Origin of the sequence: Mycolicibacterium agri (genome assembly GCF_002553505.1) — a bacterium.
Taxonomy (GTDB): domain Bacteria; phylum Actinomycetota; class Actinomycetes; order Mycobacteriales; family Mycobacteriaceae; genus Mycobacterium; species Mycobacterium agri.
The window spans coordinates 39,075-55,385 of the sequence record NZ_PDCP01000025.1 but is presented as its reverse complement, the minus strand read 5'-3'; the positions used below and the strand labels follow the sequence as shown (position 1 = coordinate 55,385).

The 16,311-nt window shown below is 66.4% G+C and carries 16 protein-coding genes; 12 read left to right on the top strand and 4 right to left on the bottom strand.

All coding sequences use genetic code 11. From position 1 onward, the window contains the following. The first annotated feature begins 1 nt into the window (after position 1). The 8 genes from CQY20_RS15540 to CQY20_RS15505 are packed head-to-tail and all read left to right on the top strand — an operon-like array spanning position 2 to position 9,486. The gene (locus tag CQY20_RS15540; protein WP_097940978.1) at positions 2 to 1,135 is read left to right on the top strand and encodes a spirocyclase AveC family protein; all 1,134 of its coding nucleotides are present in this window, start codon (positions 2 to 4) and stop codon (positions 1,133 to 1,135) included. After that, positions 1,128 to 2,060 (top strand): SDR family oxidoreductase, encoded by a 933-nt coding sequence (locus CQY20_RS15535; protein WP_097940977.1) that lies wholly within the window; start codon positions 1,128 to 1,130, stop codon positions 2,058 to 2,060. The genes CQY20_RS15540 and CQY20_RS15535 overlap by 8 nt, the downstream gene beginning before the upstream one ends. Continuing rightward, entirely contained in the window at positions 2,053 to 3,537 is a 1,485-nt protein-coding gene (locus tag CQY20_RS15530; RefSeq protein WP_097940976.1) for an aldehyde dehydrogenase family protein, read from the top strand. The genes CQY20_RS15535 and CQY20_RS15530 overlap by 8 nt, the downstream gene beginning before the upstream one ends. 14 nt (positions 3,538 to 3,551) lie before the next feature. Continuing rightward, positions 3,552 to 4,790 carry a cytochrome P450 gene (locus CQY20_RS15525; RefSeq protein WP_097940975.1) on the top strand — a complete coding sequence of 413 codons (1,239 nt, stop codon included), beginning with the start codon at positions 3,552 to 3,554 and terminating at the stop codon, positions 4,788 to 4,790. A 55-nt stretch (positions 4,791 to 4,845) separates the two neighbouring features. Next, on the top strand, positions 4,846 to 6,114 hold the full coding sequence (locus CQY20_RS15520; protein WP_097940974.1) for a cytochrome P450: 1,269 nt from the start codon (positions 4,846 to 4,848) through the stop codon (positions 6,112 to 6,114). A 27-nt stretch (positions 6,115 to 6,141) separates the two neighbouring features. Beyond that, positions 6,142 to 7,617, top strand: a complete 1,476-nt coding sequence (locus CQY20_RS15515) for an adenylate/guanylate cyclase domain-containing protein (RefSeq protein ID WP_097940973.1) — start codon at positions 6,142 to 6,144, stop codon at positions 7,615 to 7,617. Positions 7,618 to 7,669: 52 nt separating this feature from the next. Beyond that, positions 7,670 to 8,668 (top strand): acetyltransferase Pat, encoded by a 999-nt coding sequence (locus CQY20_RS15510; protein WP_097940972.1) that lies wholly within the window; start codon positions 7,670 to 7,672, stop codon positions 8,666 to 8,668. Continuing rightward, on the top strand, positions 8,668 to 9,486 hold the full coding sequence (locus CQY20_RS15505; RefSeq protein ID WP_174814795.1) for a shikimate 5-dehydrogenase: 819 nt from the start codon (positions 8,668 to 8,670) through the stop codon (positions 9,484 to 9,486). Before CQY20_RS15510 ends, CQY20_RS15505 begins: the two co-directional genes overlap by 1 nt. 3 nt (positions 9,487 to 9,489) lie before the next feature. Here the strand turns inward: CQY20_RS15505 and lpqN are convergent, their stop codons facing one another. After that, positions 9,490 to 10,191 carry an envelope biogenesis lipoprotein LpqN gene (gene lpqN, locus CQY20_RS15500; RefSeq protein ID WP_097940970.1) on the bottom strand — a complete coding sequence of 234 codons (702 nt, stop codon included), beginning with the start codon at positions 10,189 to 10,191 and terminating at the stop codon, positions 9,490 to 9,492. A 334-nt stretch (positions 10,192 to 10,525) separates the two neighbouring features. Between lpqN and CQY20_RS15495 the strand changes: the two genes are divergently transcribed. Then, a complete protein-coding gene (locus CQY20_RS15495) occupies positions 10,526 to 12,136 on the top strand; it encodes a PE-PPE domain-containing protein (RefSeq protein WP_097940969.1) in 1,611 nt (536 codons plus the stop codon). Between the two features lie 4 nt (positions 12,137 to 12,140). Here the strand turns inward: CQY20_RS15495 and CQY20_RS15490 are convergent, their stop codons facing one another. Then, positions 12,141 to 12,467 carry a hypothetical protein gene (locus CQY20_RS15490; RefSeq protein WP_165789263.1) on the bottom strand — a complete coding sequence of 109 codons (327 nt, stop codon included), beginning with the start codon at positions 12,465 to 12,467 and terminating at the stop codon, positions 12,141 to 12,143. 104 nt (positions 12,468 to 12,571) lie between these two features. On the opposite strand from CQY20_RS15490, the gene CQY20_RS15485 reads away from it, so the two are divergent. Continuing rightward, complete coding sequence (locus CQY20_RS15485; RefSeq protein ID WP_234816262.1) at positions 12,572 to 13,246, top strand: DUF5642 family protein; 675 nt, start codon at positions 12,572 to 12,574, stop codon at positions 13,244 to 13,246. Positions 13,247 to 13,274: 28 nt separating this feature from the next. Then, positions 13,275 to 13,943 (top strand): DUF5642 family protein, encoded by a 669-nt coding sequence (locus CQY20_RS15480; RefSeq protein WP_097940967.1) that lies wholly within the window; start codon positions 13,275 to 13,277, stop codon positions 13,941 to 13,943. A 22-nt stretch (positions 13,944 to 13,965) separates the two neighbouring features. On the opposite strand, the gene CQY20_RS15475 is transcribed toward CQY20_RS15480, so the two are convergent. Together CQY20_RS15475 and soxR are read right to left on the bottom strand one after the other, a co-directional pair. After that, a complete protein-coding gene (locus CQY20_RS15475) occupies positions 13,966 to 14,562 on the bottom strand; it encodes an alpha-ketoglutarate-dependent dioxygenase AlkB (RefSeq protein ID WP_097940999.1) in 597 nt (198 codons plus the stop codon). A gap of 35 nt (positions 14,563 to 14,597) precedes the next feature. Then, positions 14,598 to 15,029 carry a redox-sensitive transcriptional activator SoxR gene (soxR, locus tag CQY20_RS15470; protein WP_097940966.1) on the bottom strand — a complete coding sequence of 144 codons (432 nt, stop codon included), beginning with the start codon at positions 15,027 to 15,029 and terminating at the stop codon, positions 14,598 to 14,600. 66 nt (positions 15,030 to 15,095) lie between these two features. Here soxR and arcA point away from each other — a divergent pair, with 66 nt between their 5' ends. Next, positions 15,096 to 16,307, top strand: coding sequence for an arginine deiminase (gene arcA, locus CQY20_RS15465; RefSeq protein WP_097940965.1), 1,212 nt, complete (start codon positions 15,096 to 15,098; stop codon positions 16,305 to 16,307). Positions 16,308 to 16,311: the final 4 nt, after the last annotated feature.

Genomic DNA, 16,311 nt, shown 5'->3' with positions numbered 1-16,311 from the left:
CATGGCGACCCAACAGACCGTCCCCGCAGGCGAGACCCCAACGGTCGAAACCAAAAAGGGCTCGTGGGTCAGGGCGATCTGGATAGCCGTCGCGCTGGTTCTGCTGGCGCTCATCGCGGTGAATGCGCGCAAAGGCGCGGTGTCGCCGCGCATCCGCAATCCCCAGGTGACGGGGGCGCCGCGACCGGTCGAGCCGTTGTTCGGGTTCGACCACTGGCTGGACCTGTTTCAGATCTTCACGATCATCTCGATGTCGATCATCGTCGTCGTCTACGTCTTCGCGTGGCGCAGGCACGGCGCCCATCCGGTGCTGTTGATGGGGATCGTCACGACGCTGATCGTCTGGCAGGACCCGATCATGAACTGGTCACCGTTCGCCGTGTACAACCCGGAACTGTGGCACTGGCCGGAGGATTGGCCGCTGGTGTCACTGTCGCCGACGGTCGAGCCGTTTCTGGTGATCGGCTACATCATGTTCTACCTTGGCCCGTACTTCCCGGCGATCTGGATTCTGCGCAAACTGCAGGCGCGCAGGCCCGTCGACTCGTTCGTGTGGCGTCACCCGCTCATCAGCCTTGCGCTGATCATCCTGCCGTGCGGCATCATCATCGACGCGATGCTCGAGGTGACGCTGGTGCGCACCGGCTTCTACATCTACTCGCAAGTCGTCCCGTTCGGCTCCGTGTTCGTCGGCGAGACATACCAATTCCCGTTCATCTGGGAAACGGTGATGGTCACCTTCGTGATGATCCCGGCGGGCGTGCTGCTGTATCGCGACGACACCGGCCGAACCGTGGCCGAGAAGCTGGCCCAGCGCGCGCGCATCTTCGCAAGCCGGCCCGCGCTGGGCATGTTCGTGGTGATGTTCGTGATCGTCAACCTCGCGTACTTCGCCTACGGCACCGGCTTCGCGATCCTCAAGTGGACCAGGATCGCCACGTCGGTGGCCTGCCCGTGGCCGTATCCGGAGGCTAAAGTCTATGACCCGCAGGGCTTCTACGAAGAGAACGGCCATCCCGGACCCTATTCGGTCGGCATCTGGTCGACGTGGATGAGCGCACAGCCCGACGGTCGCCCCGATGTCGAGCTCGGCTCCAAGAGCGATCGCTGCGCACCGGAAGGTGTCGATGGCTGAGACACGCAACGTCGTCATCACCGGCGCCTCACGAGGCCTCGGGCTGGCCTCGGCCATCCATCTCTACCAACGCGGATGGCAGGTCGTTGCGGCCATGCGGTCGGTGGACACGGGCATGGCCCGGCTGCGCGCTGCCACCGGCGCCGGCGCCGACGACCCCCGCCTGATCGGGGTAGCGCTCGACCTCACCGATGCCGCGTCGGTCACCGCAGCGGCTAAGTCCATCGAGGAAGCCGTCGGCGCCCCGTACGGGTTGGTGCACAACGCGGGCATCTCCGCGGCGGGCATGGTTGAAGAAGCCCCGATCAGCCTGTGGGAGCGGATGTTCGCCACCAACGTCTTCGGGCCGGTGGCCTTGACGAAGGCGTTGCTGCCGTCGATGCGGGCGGCCGGGCGGGGGCGGATCGTACTGATCTCCAGCGCAGGCGGTGTGCGGGGAATGCCGTCGACGGCGCCCTATTCGGCCGTCAAGGGCGCGCTGGAGCGTTGGGGCGAAGCGATGGCCGGTGAGGTGGCACCGTTCGGCATCGGCGTGACGATCCTGGTCACCGGCACCTATGACACCGAGATCATCACCGACGCGGGCACCACCGACAGCCGGGTGCTCGACGGCCCGTACGCCCGCCATCACCGCACCATGGACAAGCGCGGCCGCGCGGCGATGAAGAAGGTCGCCAAGTCGCCGGGCCGCTTCGCCGTCGGGTTGGCGCAGGCGCTGGACGCGCGAAAGCCGTTCGTACGCCGCTCGGTCGGGCTCGATGCGCGAATGCTGTTGATCGCCAACCACATACTTCCTGGCCGGGCGATGCACACCATGACCCGGTTGATGATGGGGATCCCGCGATTCGGCGCGTTGGCCGCAACACCCGCCGCGACGATGGGACCTCCAGACCCGCACTCCGACGAAAGCGACAAGCATGACTGACAAGCCGAGCGTCCGTTTCGAACCCAAGATGATGATCGACGGCAAGCTCGTCGACGGTTCGGCGGGCACGTTCGTCAACATCAACCCCGCGACCGAAGAACCGATCGGCGAGGTGGCTGATGCGTCGAAGGAGGACATGCAGCGTGCCATCGACGCGGCGCGCCGCGCGTTCGATGAGACGGACTGGTCCACGAATCGCTCGTTTCGACAGAAATGTCTGCTGCAACTGCAGGAGGCGCTCGAGGCCGAACGGGAGGAGCTGCGCGAGGAACTCATCCTCGAAGTCGGATGCCCGCGGGCGATCACCCACGGTCCGCAACTCGACGCGCCGTTGGCCGACGCGCTGCGATACCCGGCCGAGCTGATCGACGAATACCCTTGGGAGACATCGCTGGGCGATGCGCTCGTCTCGGTCACGGGCGTCAACACCACGCGTCTGGTGTGGCGCGAACCCGTCGGCGTCGTCGGCGCGATCGTGCCGTGGAACTTCCCGTTCGAGGTCACCATCCAGAAGATCGGCCAGGCGCTGGCCACCGGCAACACCGTCGTGCTGAAGCCGGCGCCGAACACGCCGTTCAACGCGACCCGGCTGGGCAGGCTGATCGCCGAGAACACCGACATCCCACCCGGTGTCGTCAACGTGGTCACCGCATCGGATCACTTCGTCGGCGAAGAACTCACGCTGTCGCCGAAGGTCGACCTGATCTCGTTCACCGGATCGACGGTCGTCGGCAAGCGGATCATGGAGAAGGGCTCGGCCACCATGAAGCGCCTGTTCCTCGAACTCGGCGGCAAGTCGGCCACGATCGTTTTGGAGGACGCCGATTTCGCGACGGGATGTCTGATGGGCATCGCGCCCTGCATGCACGCGGGCCAGGGCTGCGCCAATCCGACGCGGATGCTGCTGCCACGCTCCCGATACGACGAGGGCGTCGAGATCCTCAAGGGCATCTACGAAGGGGTGATGCCGGGCGACCCGCAGGATCCTGGGACGCTGTGCGGCCCGGTCATCTCGGACAAGCAACGCCAACGCGTGCTCGGCTACATCCGAAAAGGCGTCGAGGAAGGCGCCGCCGCGCTGGTCGGCGGCCCGGATGCGCCCACCGGATTCGACAAGGGATTCTACGTCAGACCAACGCTTTTCACCGATGTCGACAACTCGATGACGATCGCGCAGGAAGAGATCTTCGGCCCGGTGCTGGCGGTGATCCCCTACGACGACGAAGACGACGCCGTGCGAATCGCCAACGACAGCCCGTATGGCCTGGCGGGCAACGTGATGGCGGGCACCCTCGACCACGCGCTGGCGGTGGCCAAACGGCTGCGCGCCGGATTCATCGGCGTGAACGGAACCGCGGGATACGGCGCCGACACGCCGTTCGGCGGCTACAAGGCCAGCGGCATCGGACGGCAGAACGGCGTCTGCGGTTTCGACCAGTACACCGAAGTCAAGTCCGTCGCCTATCCAGCCAACTGAGATGAGGAGCAGCTTTGCATCTATTTGAAGACCTGGCGGACTTCGGCGAGTTCGACGACTTCGTGTCGGGCGATGTGCGCGACCCCTACACCGAACTGGCCCGGCTGCGTCGCGAAGAGCCGGTGCAGAAGATCGAAATCCCCGGCATCCCGGGGCAAGAGGGCAAACCCATCGTGATGGTGTACCGCTACGAGAACGCCCAGCAGATGCTGCGCGACAACGAGACGTTCTCGTCGGAGATCATCATACAGGCGTTCGGCGACGTCTTCGGCAAGCATGTGATGCTCGGCATGGACGAACCCGAGCACGGTCGGCACCGGTCGCTGGTGGCGAAGGCGTTCTCGCAGAAGGCGTTGGCCCGCTGGGAGGACGAGTTGGTGGGCAAGGTCGGCAACGCGCTGATCGACCGCTTCGCGGGCCGGGGCAGCGCGGACCTGGTGAAGGAGTTCAACTTTCCCTATCCCACGCTGATCATCGCGGGCCTGCTGGGGCTGCCGCAGGAGGATTACGCGCAGTTCCAGCGCTGGTCGATCTCGTTGCTGTCGTTCACCGTCAACCCGGAGCGCGGCCGCGAAGCGTCGCAGGCGCTGGCCGACTACTTCGCGCCGATCCTGGCGGCCAGGCGCGCCGAACCGCGCGACGACCTGATCAGCGGGCTGGCTGCCGCGGAGATCGACGGCGAAAAGCTCTCCGACGAAGAGATTTATTCGTTTCTGCGGCTGCTGCTGCCCGCGGGCGTCGAGACCACCTATCGCGCGCTGGGCAACCTGCTGTTCGGGCTCTTGACCAACCCCGACCAACTGGGCGCGGTGCGGAAAGACCGGTCGCTGCTCGCCCAGGCCATCGAGGAGGCGGTGCGCTGGGAGCCGCCGCTGAGCATGATCACGCGCGTCGCGACGCGCGACACCGAGCTCGGCGGGGTTTCGATACCCGCGGGGTCGTCGGTGATGCCGGTGCTGGGTGCCGCCAACCGGCAGGAGGAACGCTATCCGGATCCCGATGAGTTCAACATCTTCCGGGAAGCCAAGCCCAATATCGGCTGGGGACACGGCGTTCACGTCTGCCTCGGCATGCACCTTGCGCGCCTGGAGATGCGGGTGGCGATGAATTTGTTGCTCGACCGGCTGCCCAATCTGCGCATGGATCCCGCCGCCGACGACCCATACATCCGCGGGCAGGTGTTCCGGTCACCGACCTCCGTCCCGATCCTCTTCGACCCCGTTTCCCCGCGAGCAGACGCTAAAGTCCGGTGACTCCTGGGCTTTTGCGGACACTAGCGTCTGCTCGCGCTGATAAAAGGAGCGCTTCGTGACCGACTTCGATACCGTCGATTTCTTCACCGACGAGAACCTGGTGCCCAACCCCTACCCGTATTTCGACCATCTGCGCGCGAAATGCCCCGTCACCGGCGCCACGCCGTTCAACGTGCTCGCGGTGACCGGTCACGAAGAGGCACTGTCGGTATACAAGAACCCGGCGTTCTCGTCGTGCGTATCGGTCGCGGGCCCGTTCTCGGGAATGCCGATCACCCCGGGCGCCAGCGACGACGTCTCGGAGCTCATCGAGCAGCACCGCGCGAACGTACCGATGGCCGAACACATCACGTCGCAGGATCCGCCACTGCACACCCGCACCCGCGGCCTGTTGGCCAAGCTGCTGACGCCCAAGCGGCTCAAGGAGAACGAAGAGTTCATGTGGCGGCTGGCCGACCAGCAGATCGACAAGTTCATCGGCAACGGCAGCTGCGAATTCCTCGAGGACTACGCGAAACCGTTCTCGCTGCTGGTCATCGCCGACCTGCTGGGTGTGCCTGCCGAAGACCACGACGAGTTCCGCGCCGTCTTCGCGATGGAAACCGTTGGCGCACTGGGCGATGAGGCGCCCACGTCGCACAACCCGCTGCAGTGGTTGAACGACAAGTTCTACGCCTACATCGAAGACCGCAGGCGCACACCGCGCGGGGACGTGCTGGCCGAATTGGCGGAGGCCAAATACGAGGACGGCTCGACGCCCGAGATCGTCGACGTCATGAACCTCTCGACGTTCCTGTTCGCCGCCGGCACCGAAACCACCACCAAACTGGTCAGCTCCGCGTTGCGGATCATCGCCGAGAACCCGGAGTACGAACGGCAACTGCGCGAGGACCGCAGCCGCATTTCGGTGTTTCTCGAGGAGACGCTGCGGATGGAAAGCCCGGTGAAGGCGCACTTCCGGATGGCGCGGACGTCGACCCGCATCGGCGACATCGAGGTGCCCGCGGGAACCACCGTCATGCTGCTGCCGGGCGCGTGCAACCGCGACGCCCGAAAGTTCGAGGATCCAGACACATTCCGCATCGACCGGCGCAATGTGCGCGAGCACATCGCGTTCATCCGCGGCGTGCACTCGTGTCCCGGTGCGCCGCTGGCGCGTACCGAGGGCCGCATCTCGGTGAACCGGATCCTCGACCGGATGACCGACCTGACAATCTCCGACGAACACCACGGTCCGGCGCACGACCGCCGGTACAACTACGAGCCGACGTTCATCATGCGCGGCCTCACCGAACTGCACTTGGAGTTCAAGCCCATCCCGTAACGCGTCGAGCCCCGCTACCTTGTTCACATGAGCAGGTTGGCGGTCAACTATGCGGGCCGGCTCGCAGTCGCCTATCTGTTGTCGGTCACGGCAGCCATCGCCATCCTGATACCGCTCGGCGGCGAGGCGCTGCTCGGCGCGCAGAACTACTTCACCGCAAAGAACATCATCGGCTCCGCGGTGCTGATCGTCGTCGGAACGGCGGCCGTCGCCGTCGGTGGCGCGCTGAACATCCTGCCGACGCTGAAGTGGTTCGACGCGGGCGAGAAGCCCAACGCGCGTCAGCGAAAAGCGTTGACCCGCCTGCTTGCTCGGCAGTCCGCGCTACTGGCAGGCGTATGGGCGCTCAGCGGCGCGGTGTCGATCATCCTCAACCACGACGGCGGAGTCGGCATCATGGTGCCGACGGTGGTGGGCGTCGCACTCGGCGGAGCAGCGGCATCAGGCATCGGCATGCTGTTGACGTTGAACATCGTCCGCCCGATCCTGGCCGCCGCCACACACGCCTCGGAGCGGCTCATCGCCGCGCCCGGTGTGCTGGCCCGACTGGTCCTGTTGTGGCTGTTGTGCAGCGGGCTGCCGTCGCTCGTCATCGTGGCGCTCATCGTGGTCCGGGCCAACGGTTGGTTGATCCCGAAGACGGCGTCGGTGGAGATCGCCGTTCTCATGGTCGCGCTCGCCGCCGTGGTCCTCGGCCTGCCGACGATGATCCTGACGTCGCGGTCGATCTCCGACCCGATCAGTGAGGTCGTCGACGCCATGGCCGAGGTCGAGCAGGGCCGCTTCAACGTCAGCGTCGACGTCTTCGAGCGCTCCGAAATCGGCAGGCTGCAAAGCGGATTCAACCGGATGGTGTCAGGCCTCGCCGAGCGGGAACGGCTGCGTGACCTGTTCGGCCGCCACGTCGGCACCAACGTCGCGCGCCGCGCCATCGAGGAAGGCGCGTCGATGTCGGGCGACGTACAGGAGGCGGCGATCCTGTTCATCGACCTGACGGGCTCGACGGCGTTGGCGGCCAGCCATCCTCCGCAGCAGGTCGCCGAAGTGCTCAACGACTTCTTCCGCATCGTCGTCAAGGCCGTCGACGAACACGACGGGCTCATCAACAAGTTTCAGGGCGACGCTGCGCTGGCGGTCTTCGGCGCTCCGCTGCGAAGCGACAGCGCTGCCTCCGCGGCGCTGGCCACCTCGCGGGCGCTCGGCGAGCAACTGCGGGCGCTACCGCTGGTCGACTTCGGCATCGGGGTTTCGGCGGGCGCGGTGTTCGCAGGCAACATCGGCGCGGAAAACCGCTACGAGTACACCGTGATCGGCGACGCGGTCAACGAAGCGGCGCGCCTTGCCGATCTGGCGAAGGCGTCGGAGCGGCGCATCCTGGCCTCGTCGGCGGCCATCGAACGCGCCGACGAAGACGAGCGGCGGCACTGGATCTCGAAGGGCAGCGAGGTGTTGCGGGGACGCGTCGAGGCCACCGAGATCTCGGCACCCGGCGGCCGTCAGTGACCCTGCGACCGCATCCTTGCTCGTCGCGGCGGGCAGCCCGTAGCCTCGTGACGTGGCCGGAGTGACGGCCGTCAGCGCCGACGAGCTCGCAGCCCTCGAGGTTTTCAAGGGCTGCTCCACCGAGTCTCTGGTGCAGCTGGCGGCACAGCTACGCCCGCTCTCAGCGCAGGCGGGCCAGACCCTGATGCGCCAGGGAGAACGGGCGGAATCCTTCCTGCTGATCGGGTCGGGGCGCGCGGAGGTCATCCACACCGGCGACGACGGCGTGGCCACCGTGGTCGAGCTGACGGCGCCGACGGTGGTCGGCGAGATCGCACTGCTGCGCCACGCCCCACGGACCGCGACCGTGGTGGCGACTGAGCCGCTGACCGGCTGGGTCGGCGGGCACGCGGCCTTCTCCGTCATGCTGGAAGTGCCGGGCATGACGGAGAAACTGCTGCGGACCGCCCGCCAACGGCTCGCGGCGTTCATCACCCCGATCCCCGTCCAATTGCGCGACGGCAGTCAGCTGTATCTGCGGCCGGTTCTGCCCGGCGACAGCGAGCGCACCACCGACGGCGCGATCGAGTTCTCGAGTGAGACCCTGTACCGCCGGTTTCAGACCCCGCGCAAGCCGACGAAGTCGATGATGACCTACCTGTTCGAGGTCGACTACAAGGATCACTTCGTGTGGGTGATGACCGAGGGCGAGGACGGCCCCGTCGTCGCCGACGCCCGGTTCGTGCGCGACGGAAACGATCCGACGCTGGCCGAGGTGGCGTTCATCGTCGCCGACGACTATCAAGGCCGCGGCATCGGCTCATTTCTGATGGCGGCGTTGGCCATTGCGGCGCGCGGCGACGGCGTGCGCCGGTTCACTGCGCGGGTGCTTTCCGACAACATGGCGATGCGCACTATCTTCGACCGGTTCGGTGCGCAATGGGAGCGGGACGACCTCGGTGTGGTGACGACGACGATCGACGTGCCGGGACTGCGCGATCTGGACATGCCGCGTGAGCTGTTCCGGGAAATCCATTCCATGGCACGCCAAGTCATGGGTGCCGTGGGCTGATGCGCCCGCCGCTGAGCAAGGACACCCGACTGTGCATCTCGCTGGCCGGACGACCGAGCAACATCGGTACCCGGTTCCACAACTACCTCTACGACCTGCTCGGGTTGGACTTCATCTACAAGGCGTTCACCACGACCGACATCGCCGCGGCGATCGGGGGAGTGCGGGCACTGGGCATCCGCGGATGCTCGGTGTCAATGCCGTTCAAGCAAGACGTCATTGGCCTCGTCGACACGGTCGAAGACTCCGCCCGCGCGATCAACGCGGTCAACACCATCGTCAACGACGACGGGCACCTGACCGCGTCGAACACCGACTACCTTGCCGTGCAGCGGTTGATCACCGAACACCGCCTGGACAGTTCGCAATCCGTGTTGATCCACGGCAGCGGAGGAATGGCCAATGCCGTCGGCGCGGCGTTCCGCGACAGCGGTTTCGCCAACGGCATCGTCATCGCCCGCAACACCGACACGGGTGCGGCGTTGGCGCGTCACATCGGCTACGAGTACGCCGCCGAAATCGGCTCGCGCAGCGCCGACATCGTCGTCAACGTCACACCGATCGGGATGGCGGGCGGCCAGGAGGAACACCAAAGCGCGTTCGACGCGTCCACGATCGCGGCCGCCGACACCGTGTTCGACGTCGTCGCGATGCCCTCGGAGACGCCGCTGATCACCGCGGCACGCGAAACGGGTGTCAGAGTCATCAGCGGCGCCGAGGTGATCGCGCTGCAGGCCGCCGAGCAGTTCGAGCGCTACACCGGTGTCCGGCCGACGCCCGAGCAGGTCGATGCGGCCTCGGCGGTGTCGCGGGCCTGACCGCTAGGGAGCGGGCGTGATGGTCGTCTGCTCGTCGATCAGGCTGGTGGCGTCCATCAGCACGCCCATCTGGTCCTCGGTGCCTTCGGCGTTGACCTGAAGAACGAACAGCCCGTCGGCCCCGGGAATCGTCACCGTCTTCTGGGCAACGGCCCGCTTCGCGTCGTCCCTGGTGTACACGCCGCCGATCTGCCAGGCGTCGAATCCGCCCAGCGTGCTTGCGGTTCCCGAGCCGCCCTCGTATCCGGGCAGGTTCATCATCTCGCCAGGTGCGAATTCCAGGATCTTCGCGGGGTCCACATTGCCCTGCAGCTTGGACAACAGCGCCGTGATCGTCGGAGGGTTCTCGGCCATCGCGGGGTCGCCGGTGAATCGGTAAGCGGCCCACGCCCACGGCGGTGTTCCTTCACCCAGGTCCTCCCAGCCCGGCGGCAGCGTCAGGTTGATCTCGGGGGAGCCTGGGTCGCCCCGCTTCACCGGTGTCTCGGTGATGCCGTTCTCCTTGATGTAGTCGGGAATGGTCTTGTGCGGCACCGGGACGGCGGGCGTCTCGGGCGCCGCCGCCGGCGCACTGGTTTCGTCCGCGGCGGACGTGGTGGCCGATGTGGTTTCCTCGGCCTTTTTCTCCTCTGAACTGCAACTCGCCAGCCCGAGGCCGAGTGCGACCGCAAGGATGGCGATGCCGCCAGCCCTCAGTTTCGTCATTGGGGTCTCCCGTGTCCGTGGCAATTTGGGCAATGACTCTACGGTCGGCAAACCGCGGATGGGTGCCGAATCGCCGTGAAGATCGAGCCGGGCCGCCGTGAATCGAAGCACAGGTCAGAGCGGTTTGCCACAGGCTCGATGACACCCCCGTGAACCCATAAGACACGCAGGGCTTTAGCCGCGCCAAGAGAAGTTTGAGCGTTTCGCTATCCATTTGTAGCCGAATAGTGCAAAATCGCTCTGTCCTGTGTGGTGGGGGCTGGCTCGGTTTCGGGTCCACCGGATTTTCGGTTTGCATCGCCGCAGTGCGGTGAAGTGAGGGGAGAGGTCGTCGATGAAGGCGATTGCGCGTTCGCTGGTGGTCATTCTGGTGGCGGTGCTCACCGTGCCCGCGCTGGTGGTTTCGGTCGCGATCACAAGCGCCGTTCAGCTACTGGCCGCCACGGCGTTGATCATGGGCGGAACCCAGCATCCGCTGTCGTCGACCGGCGACACGGACGCCTTCGTCAACGAGTACTTCGGGCAGGCCCTCAACCACTACATCGTTCACGGGACGGGACAAAACGGGGAGATCACGCCGTACGCCGTTGTGTATCCGGCGGAGTTCTTCCCGGCCTTCGGCACGACGACGTTCGAGAATTCGGTCAGCGACGGGGTGGGCAACCTCGGACACTGTCTGGGCGCGGCAGCAGGCACGTGCTCCGTCAACAACAACCCGGGCGTCAACGGGAACGGAAATCCGCCTGCACCCGGCGATGGCGAATACTTCATCGTCTTCGGGTACTCGCAGAGCGCCGTCGTCGCCTCACTGGTGAAGAACCAGATGATCGAGGACGGTGACCTCAACCCCTATCTCGACGGCACCGAGTTCTTCCTGGTCTCAAATCCCATGCGGGCCAACGGTGGAATCCTCGCGCGCGGCTTTGAAGGTTTCACCATCCCGATCATTGGCATCCCGTTCTACGGACCCACGAAGAACAGTTGCGACGGCCCGACGTGTTCGCCTGACGACGACTACGTTTTCCCGACCGTCGACGCCGCGGCGCAGTACGACTTCCTCGGCGGCGATGCGCCGGCGCGGCTCTCCCCGCTCGCCTTCGCGAACTCGATTGCGTCGTATGCGCTTCTGCACGGCAACATGCCGACGAGAAATATCGACGACGGCGTCGACAAAGACGTGCAAATCGTCTACCAGGGCAAGTACGGCGACACGACGTACTACATGGTGACCGCACCGCGGCTGCCGCTGTTGATGCTGCTGGAGCAGGCAGGCGTACCGGGACCGGCGCTGGCGCTGCCCGATGCGCTGCTGCGGGTGTGGATCGAGGACAAGTACCGCCGCGACCTCAGCCCCGGCCAGCACGTGAAGTTCCAGCTGAGCCCGATCGGCAACCCGATCAACCTCGTCGGAAACATGTTGGGCGCCATCCCCGTCGGCATCGACGACACGGTTCAACAAGCGACTGGTCCGAATTCGACGCTGCGCCCGCTCGGCACCGCGAACGTCTACCGGCCGTTCGGCGTCGGCGGCCCCGTCTACGACAAGACCACGGGCGAGCAGGCCGAGGACAACGTCGGCGTGCCAAACCCCACGCCCGAGGTCACATCCGAGGCCACACCCGAGATCACACCCGAGGCTCCATTGGCGCTCACCCAGCCAGAGCCGGCTGCGAAACAGGCAGCCGCCAAGGAGCAGACCAACGTCATCGAGGCGCAACAGGGTGAAACGCCGGATGCGAGTGCGCCTTCGAAGGCCACCAGGCCGCGCCCACTGCAGGTGATCCGCGAGTCGCTGAACTTCAACCCGCCGAAGCGGCCGTTGGGGATCCGTCCGGGCAACGGTCCGCTGTCACGGATCGTCAAGACGCTGACCGGTCAACGGCCCACCGGGACCAAGGCGAACCAGCCGGACAACGAGCCGTCGGACAGCGGCGATTCGGAGTGATCAGCTAGACGTCGCAGTTGAGCGACACGCTGATCGTCCTGCGGACGACGATGGTCACCAGCTCGCGGTCCCGATGCTTGCCCTTGCGGCCGTTGTCCACCCAAATAGTGCGGGTGATGTCCTGCGGATTGCGCACGCTGGTGACGATGCACTGGTCGAGCGGGGCGTTGCCCACCCGGTCGATGTTCACGTCGTAGCCGCTCGCCTCGAGCTCTGCGATCGTCGCGTAGGCCCCGCCCGGCGCAATGGGCTGCGCCGTTGCCGTCACCCCTGAGGCGAGCGCCAGGCCCGCGATCACGATCCCCCCTGCCATACCCCACGCTGCGCGCATGACAGTTCTCCGTACTTTTATGAGCCCGACCATTTGTTTGATCGTTCGAAACCCGCAAAGCGTTGCGCCGCTTTCCTAAGCGTTCTCTGTGGTATCAACGGGCCGTGCGGCGATCCTGGCCCGGTCCAGCGCTGGCGGCGGTGTGTCTGATGACCGCCTGCGGGCAGCCGACCGCGGCGCCGCCGCCGTCGCCGTCGCCGAGCACCCTGGCGAACGCGCAGGTCAACCCGGCCAACATCGGGCGGGTCCGCGGGATACTGCCCGCCGGATACGAGCTCGCGGACATGGGCGGTCCGGCATCACCTGTCGCGTATTGGGGCTTCGGCCCCGGCTGGGTCATCGAACCGTCGCAGTGCACGATGTTCGCCTCGCCGCCGACCGACGAGGCGACGACACGTGCCTGGTCGGCGTCGGGGCCCGGCGGCATCGTGCACGCCGTCGTCACCGGGTCGCCGGCCGCGCCTGTCGCGTTCGACCCCGCGGTGTTGGCCGAGTGCGGCCAGTGGACGGCGGCATCGGGCAACACCACCGGCACCGTCCACCTCATCGACGCCCCGGCCATCGACGGGGCGACGACCGTCGGGATGGCCACCGAGGCGACCACCGTCGTCGAGGGTGGCACCGCCACCTCCACGACCGCGAGCACGTTTTGCGCCTACCTCGGTGACTACTTGGCCTTCGTCACCGTCGTCGACGATCCGGGATCGCCGAACCCTCCTCTCGGCGTCGAATTCGCCTCGGATCTGTTGGTCGAAACGGTGTCGGCGTTGCGCGGTTGACGCGCTGTCTGCAGGTACATTGGCGGCGATGTTCAACCCGAGGGCGATGCTTGTCATCGCATGCGTTGGCACGCTCGCCGCGTGCGGCTCCGCCGAATCCGCCGAGCCGGACCTTTCGCACGCCGACATCGCCAACATCAAGAATCTGCGGTCGAGTTTCCCGGCGCCGTTCAAGGTCACCGACATCGGTCCGACGGGCATCGACCCCAAGCTCTTCGAACCGCAAAAGTTGCCTCCGGGAATGAAATTCGAGCCGCCGGGCTGCGCGGAGTTCGCCAGCCAGCAGGTGCTGCCCAAGGGTGTGAAAGGCAACATGTCGGCGATCACCGCAGAAGGCGACGGCAACCGGTTCATCGTGATCGCCGTCGAAACGTCGGAGACGGTGCCCGCCGACGATCCTCCCGCGAATTGCCACAAGGTCGGCTACAGCGGGGGTGCGGTGCGCGGGCTCGTCGAGGTCGTCGAGGCGCCCAAGATCGACGGCGTGCACACCTCGGGCGCCCACCGAGTGGTGCAGACAGCGGTCAACGGCAAGCCCGCCACCGGTGAGTTGTACAACTACGTCGCCAAGTTCGGCACGTTCGTTGTCATCGTCACCGCGAATCCGCTCGTCGTTCCGGACAAGCCCATCGTGCCCGTCAACACCAAGCGCGCGACGGATCTGCTGACCGAAGGTGTGTCGACCGTAAAGGGTTGAGCGGCAAGGGTATTCAGGACGTTCAGCGGACGTCGTGCGGCCGGAACTGGATGCTGATCCGCGGACCGACCGGCTTCGACGTCTTCGGAATGGCGTGCTCCCAGGTGCGCTGGCACGACCCGCCCATCACCAGCAAGTCGCCGTGATGGTGTTGCAGCCGAAGCGATTTGCCGCCGCCACGCGGACGCAGCGCGAAAACCCTTGTCGCGCCAAGGCCGACGATCGCCACCATGGTGTCCTCGTTGCTGCTGCGGCCGATCGTGTCGCCGTGCCAGGCGACGCTGTCGTCGCCGTTGCGGTACAGGCACAGGCCAGCGGTGGTGAACGGCTCGCCGAGTTCGCGGCCGTAGGTGTCGTTCAGCCGTCGCCGCATCTCCCTCAGTCGGGGGTGGGGAGCGGGTTCGTCGACGAGATTGTGGAAGCTGACCAGCCGTGGCACGTCGAGCACGCGGTCGTACATGTGCCTGCGCTCGGCGCGCCACGGGATGGCGTCGAGGAGCTCGTCGAACAGGGTGTCGGCATCGCTCAGCCAGCCGGAGCGCACCTCGACCCATGCGCCGCTGCCGAGATGCTGCCGTTCGGCGGGGTCGAAGAGCGAGCTCTGCAGCGCTACCTCCATGCTCGCGAGTCTATCGCACACGCGTTCGAATACGGTCATAGTCGAACCGGCCCGGGGCCCTGCTCGGCGAGGACGTCGTTGGGATTGGTCAGCGCGCAAGTCTTGAGGCTCAGGCAGCCGCAGCCGATGCAGTCGGCGAGGTTGTCGCGCAGCCGCTGCAGATGCAGGATGCGGTCGTCGAGATCTCGGCGCCAGCCTGCGGACAGCCGCGCCCAGTCCTTGCTGGTGGGAACCCGGTCGGTGGGCAGCGTCGCAAGGGCTTCGCGGATGCGCGCCAGCGGGATGCCGAGCCGCTGCGACATCCGGATGAACGCCACGCGGCGCAGCATGTCGCGCGTGTAGCGGCGCTGGTTGCCTGTGGTGCGGCGGCTGATGATCAAGCCCTGGCGTTCGTAAAAGTGCAGCGCCGAGATGGCCACGCCGCTGCGGGCGGCCAACTCGCCCGGCGTCAGCTCGTGGGTGTCCATACCTAAACAATAGTTAAGGTGGCGCTCGCGACGAACGGAGGAGCTGGTCCCGCTACGGTGCTAGGTGTGGCAGAGACTGCACTGGGCGTGAACTCCGAGGTCGGAGCGTTGCGCGTCGTCATATTGCATCGTCCCGGCCCCGAATTGCAGCGGTTGACGCCCCGCAACAATGACGCGCTGTTGTTCGACGGGCTGCCGTGGGTGGCCAAGGCGCAGGAGGAGCACGACGCGTTCGCCGACCTGCTGCGGTCGCGCGGGGTCGAGGTGCTGCTGCTGTCGGACCTGCTGACCGAGGCGCTGGCGCACAGCGGGGCCGCGCGCATGCACGGGATCTCGGCGGCGGTCGACGCTCGCAGACTGGGATTGCCGCTGGCGCAGCAACTTTCGGAATACCTGCGAACGCTGGAGCCCGCTGATCTGGCGCATGTGCTGATGGCAGGCATGACCTTCACCGAGTTGCCCATCAGCGGCGGCGAGATGTCGCTGGTCCGTCGCATGCACCACGGCGGCGACTTCGTGATCGAGCCGCTGCCGAACCTGCTGTTCACCCGCGACTCCTCGTTCTGGATCGGCCCGCGAGTGGCCATCACCTCGCTGGCGCTGCCCGCGCGCATCCGCGAGACGTCGCTGACCGACGTCATCTACGCGCACCACCCGCGGTTCCTTGGCGTGCGGCGGGCCTACGAGTCACGGTCGGCGCCGGTCGAGGGTGGCGACGTATTGCTGCTGGCGCCAGGCGTGGTGGCCGTCGGGGTGGGGGAGCGGACGACGCCCGCCGGCGCAGAGGCGTTGGCACGCAGCCTGTTCGACGATGACCTGGCGCATACGGTGCTGGTCGTGCCGATCGCGCAGGAGCGGGCGCAGATGCATCTCGACACGGTGTGCACGATGGTCGACACCGACGCCGTCGTGATGTACCCGAACATCGTCGACTCGCTGTCGGCGTTCGCGATTCACCGCCACGGCGACGGCCAGGTCAAGATGGACGACGAAGCGCCGTTCCTCGAGGCCGCCGCCGAAGCGATGGGCATCGACAAGCTGCGGGTGATTCCCACCGGCCTCGATCCCGTCACCGCCGAGCGTGAGCAGTGGGACGACGGCAACAACACGCTGGCGCTGGCGCCCGGCGTCGTCGTCGCCTACGAACGCAACACCGAAACCAATGCGCGCCTGCAGGATTCGGGCATCGAGGTGCTGGCGATAGCGGCCTCCGAGCTGGGCACGGGCCGCGGCGGGCCGCGCTGCATGTCGTGCCCGGCGGCCCGCGACCCGATATAGCGCG

Bases quoted from the DNA above. Each gene is read 5' to 3' on its own strand.
- soxR (WP_097940966.1), bottom strand. From the start codon at position 15,029: ATGGACACCCACGAGCTGACGCCGGGCGAGTTGGCCGCCCGCAGCGGC.
- CQY20_RS15540 (WP_097940978.1), top strand. From the start codon at position 2: ATGGCGACCCAACAGACCGTCCCCGCAGGCGAGACCCCAACGGTCGAA.
- CQY20_RS15480 (WP_097940967.1), top strand. From the start codon at position 13,275: ATGTTCAACCCGAGGGCGATGCTTGTCATCGCATGCGTTGGCACGCTC.
- CQY20_RS15535 (WP_097940977.1), top strand. From the start codon at position 1,128: ATGGCTGAGACACGCAACGTCGTCATCACCGGCGCCTCACGAGGCCTC.
- CQY20_RS15505 (WP_174814795.1), top strand. From the start codon at position 8,668: ATGCGCCCGCCGCTGAGCAAGGACACCCGACTGTGCATCTCGCTGGCC.
- CQY20_RS15530 (WP_097940976.1), top strand. From the start codon at position 2,053: ATGACTGACAAGCCGAGCGTCCGTTTCGAACCCAAGATGATGATCGAC.
- CQY20_RS15495 (WP_097940969.1), top strand. From the start codon at position 10,526: ATGAAGGCGATTGCGCGTTCGCTGGTGGTCATTCTGGTGGCGGTGCTC.
- CQY20_RS15490 (WP_165789263.1), bottom strand. From the start codon at position 12,467: ATGCGCGCAGCGTGGGGTATGGCAGGGGGGATCGTGATCGCGGGCCTG.
- CQY20_RS15475 (WP_097940999.1), bottom strand. From the start codon at position 14,562: ATGGAGGTAGCGCTGCAGAGCTCGCTCTTCGACCCCGCCGAACGGCAG.
- CQY20_RS15515 (WP_097940973.1), top strand. From the start codon at position 6,142: ATGAGCAGGTTGGCGGTCAACTATGCGGGCCGGCTCGCAGTCGCCTAT.
- lpqN (WP_097940970.1), bottom strand. From the start codon at position 10,191: ATGACGAAACTGAGGGCTGGCGGCATCGCCATCCTTGCGGTCGCACTC.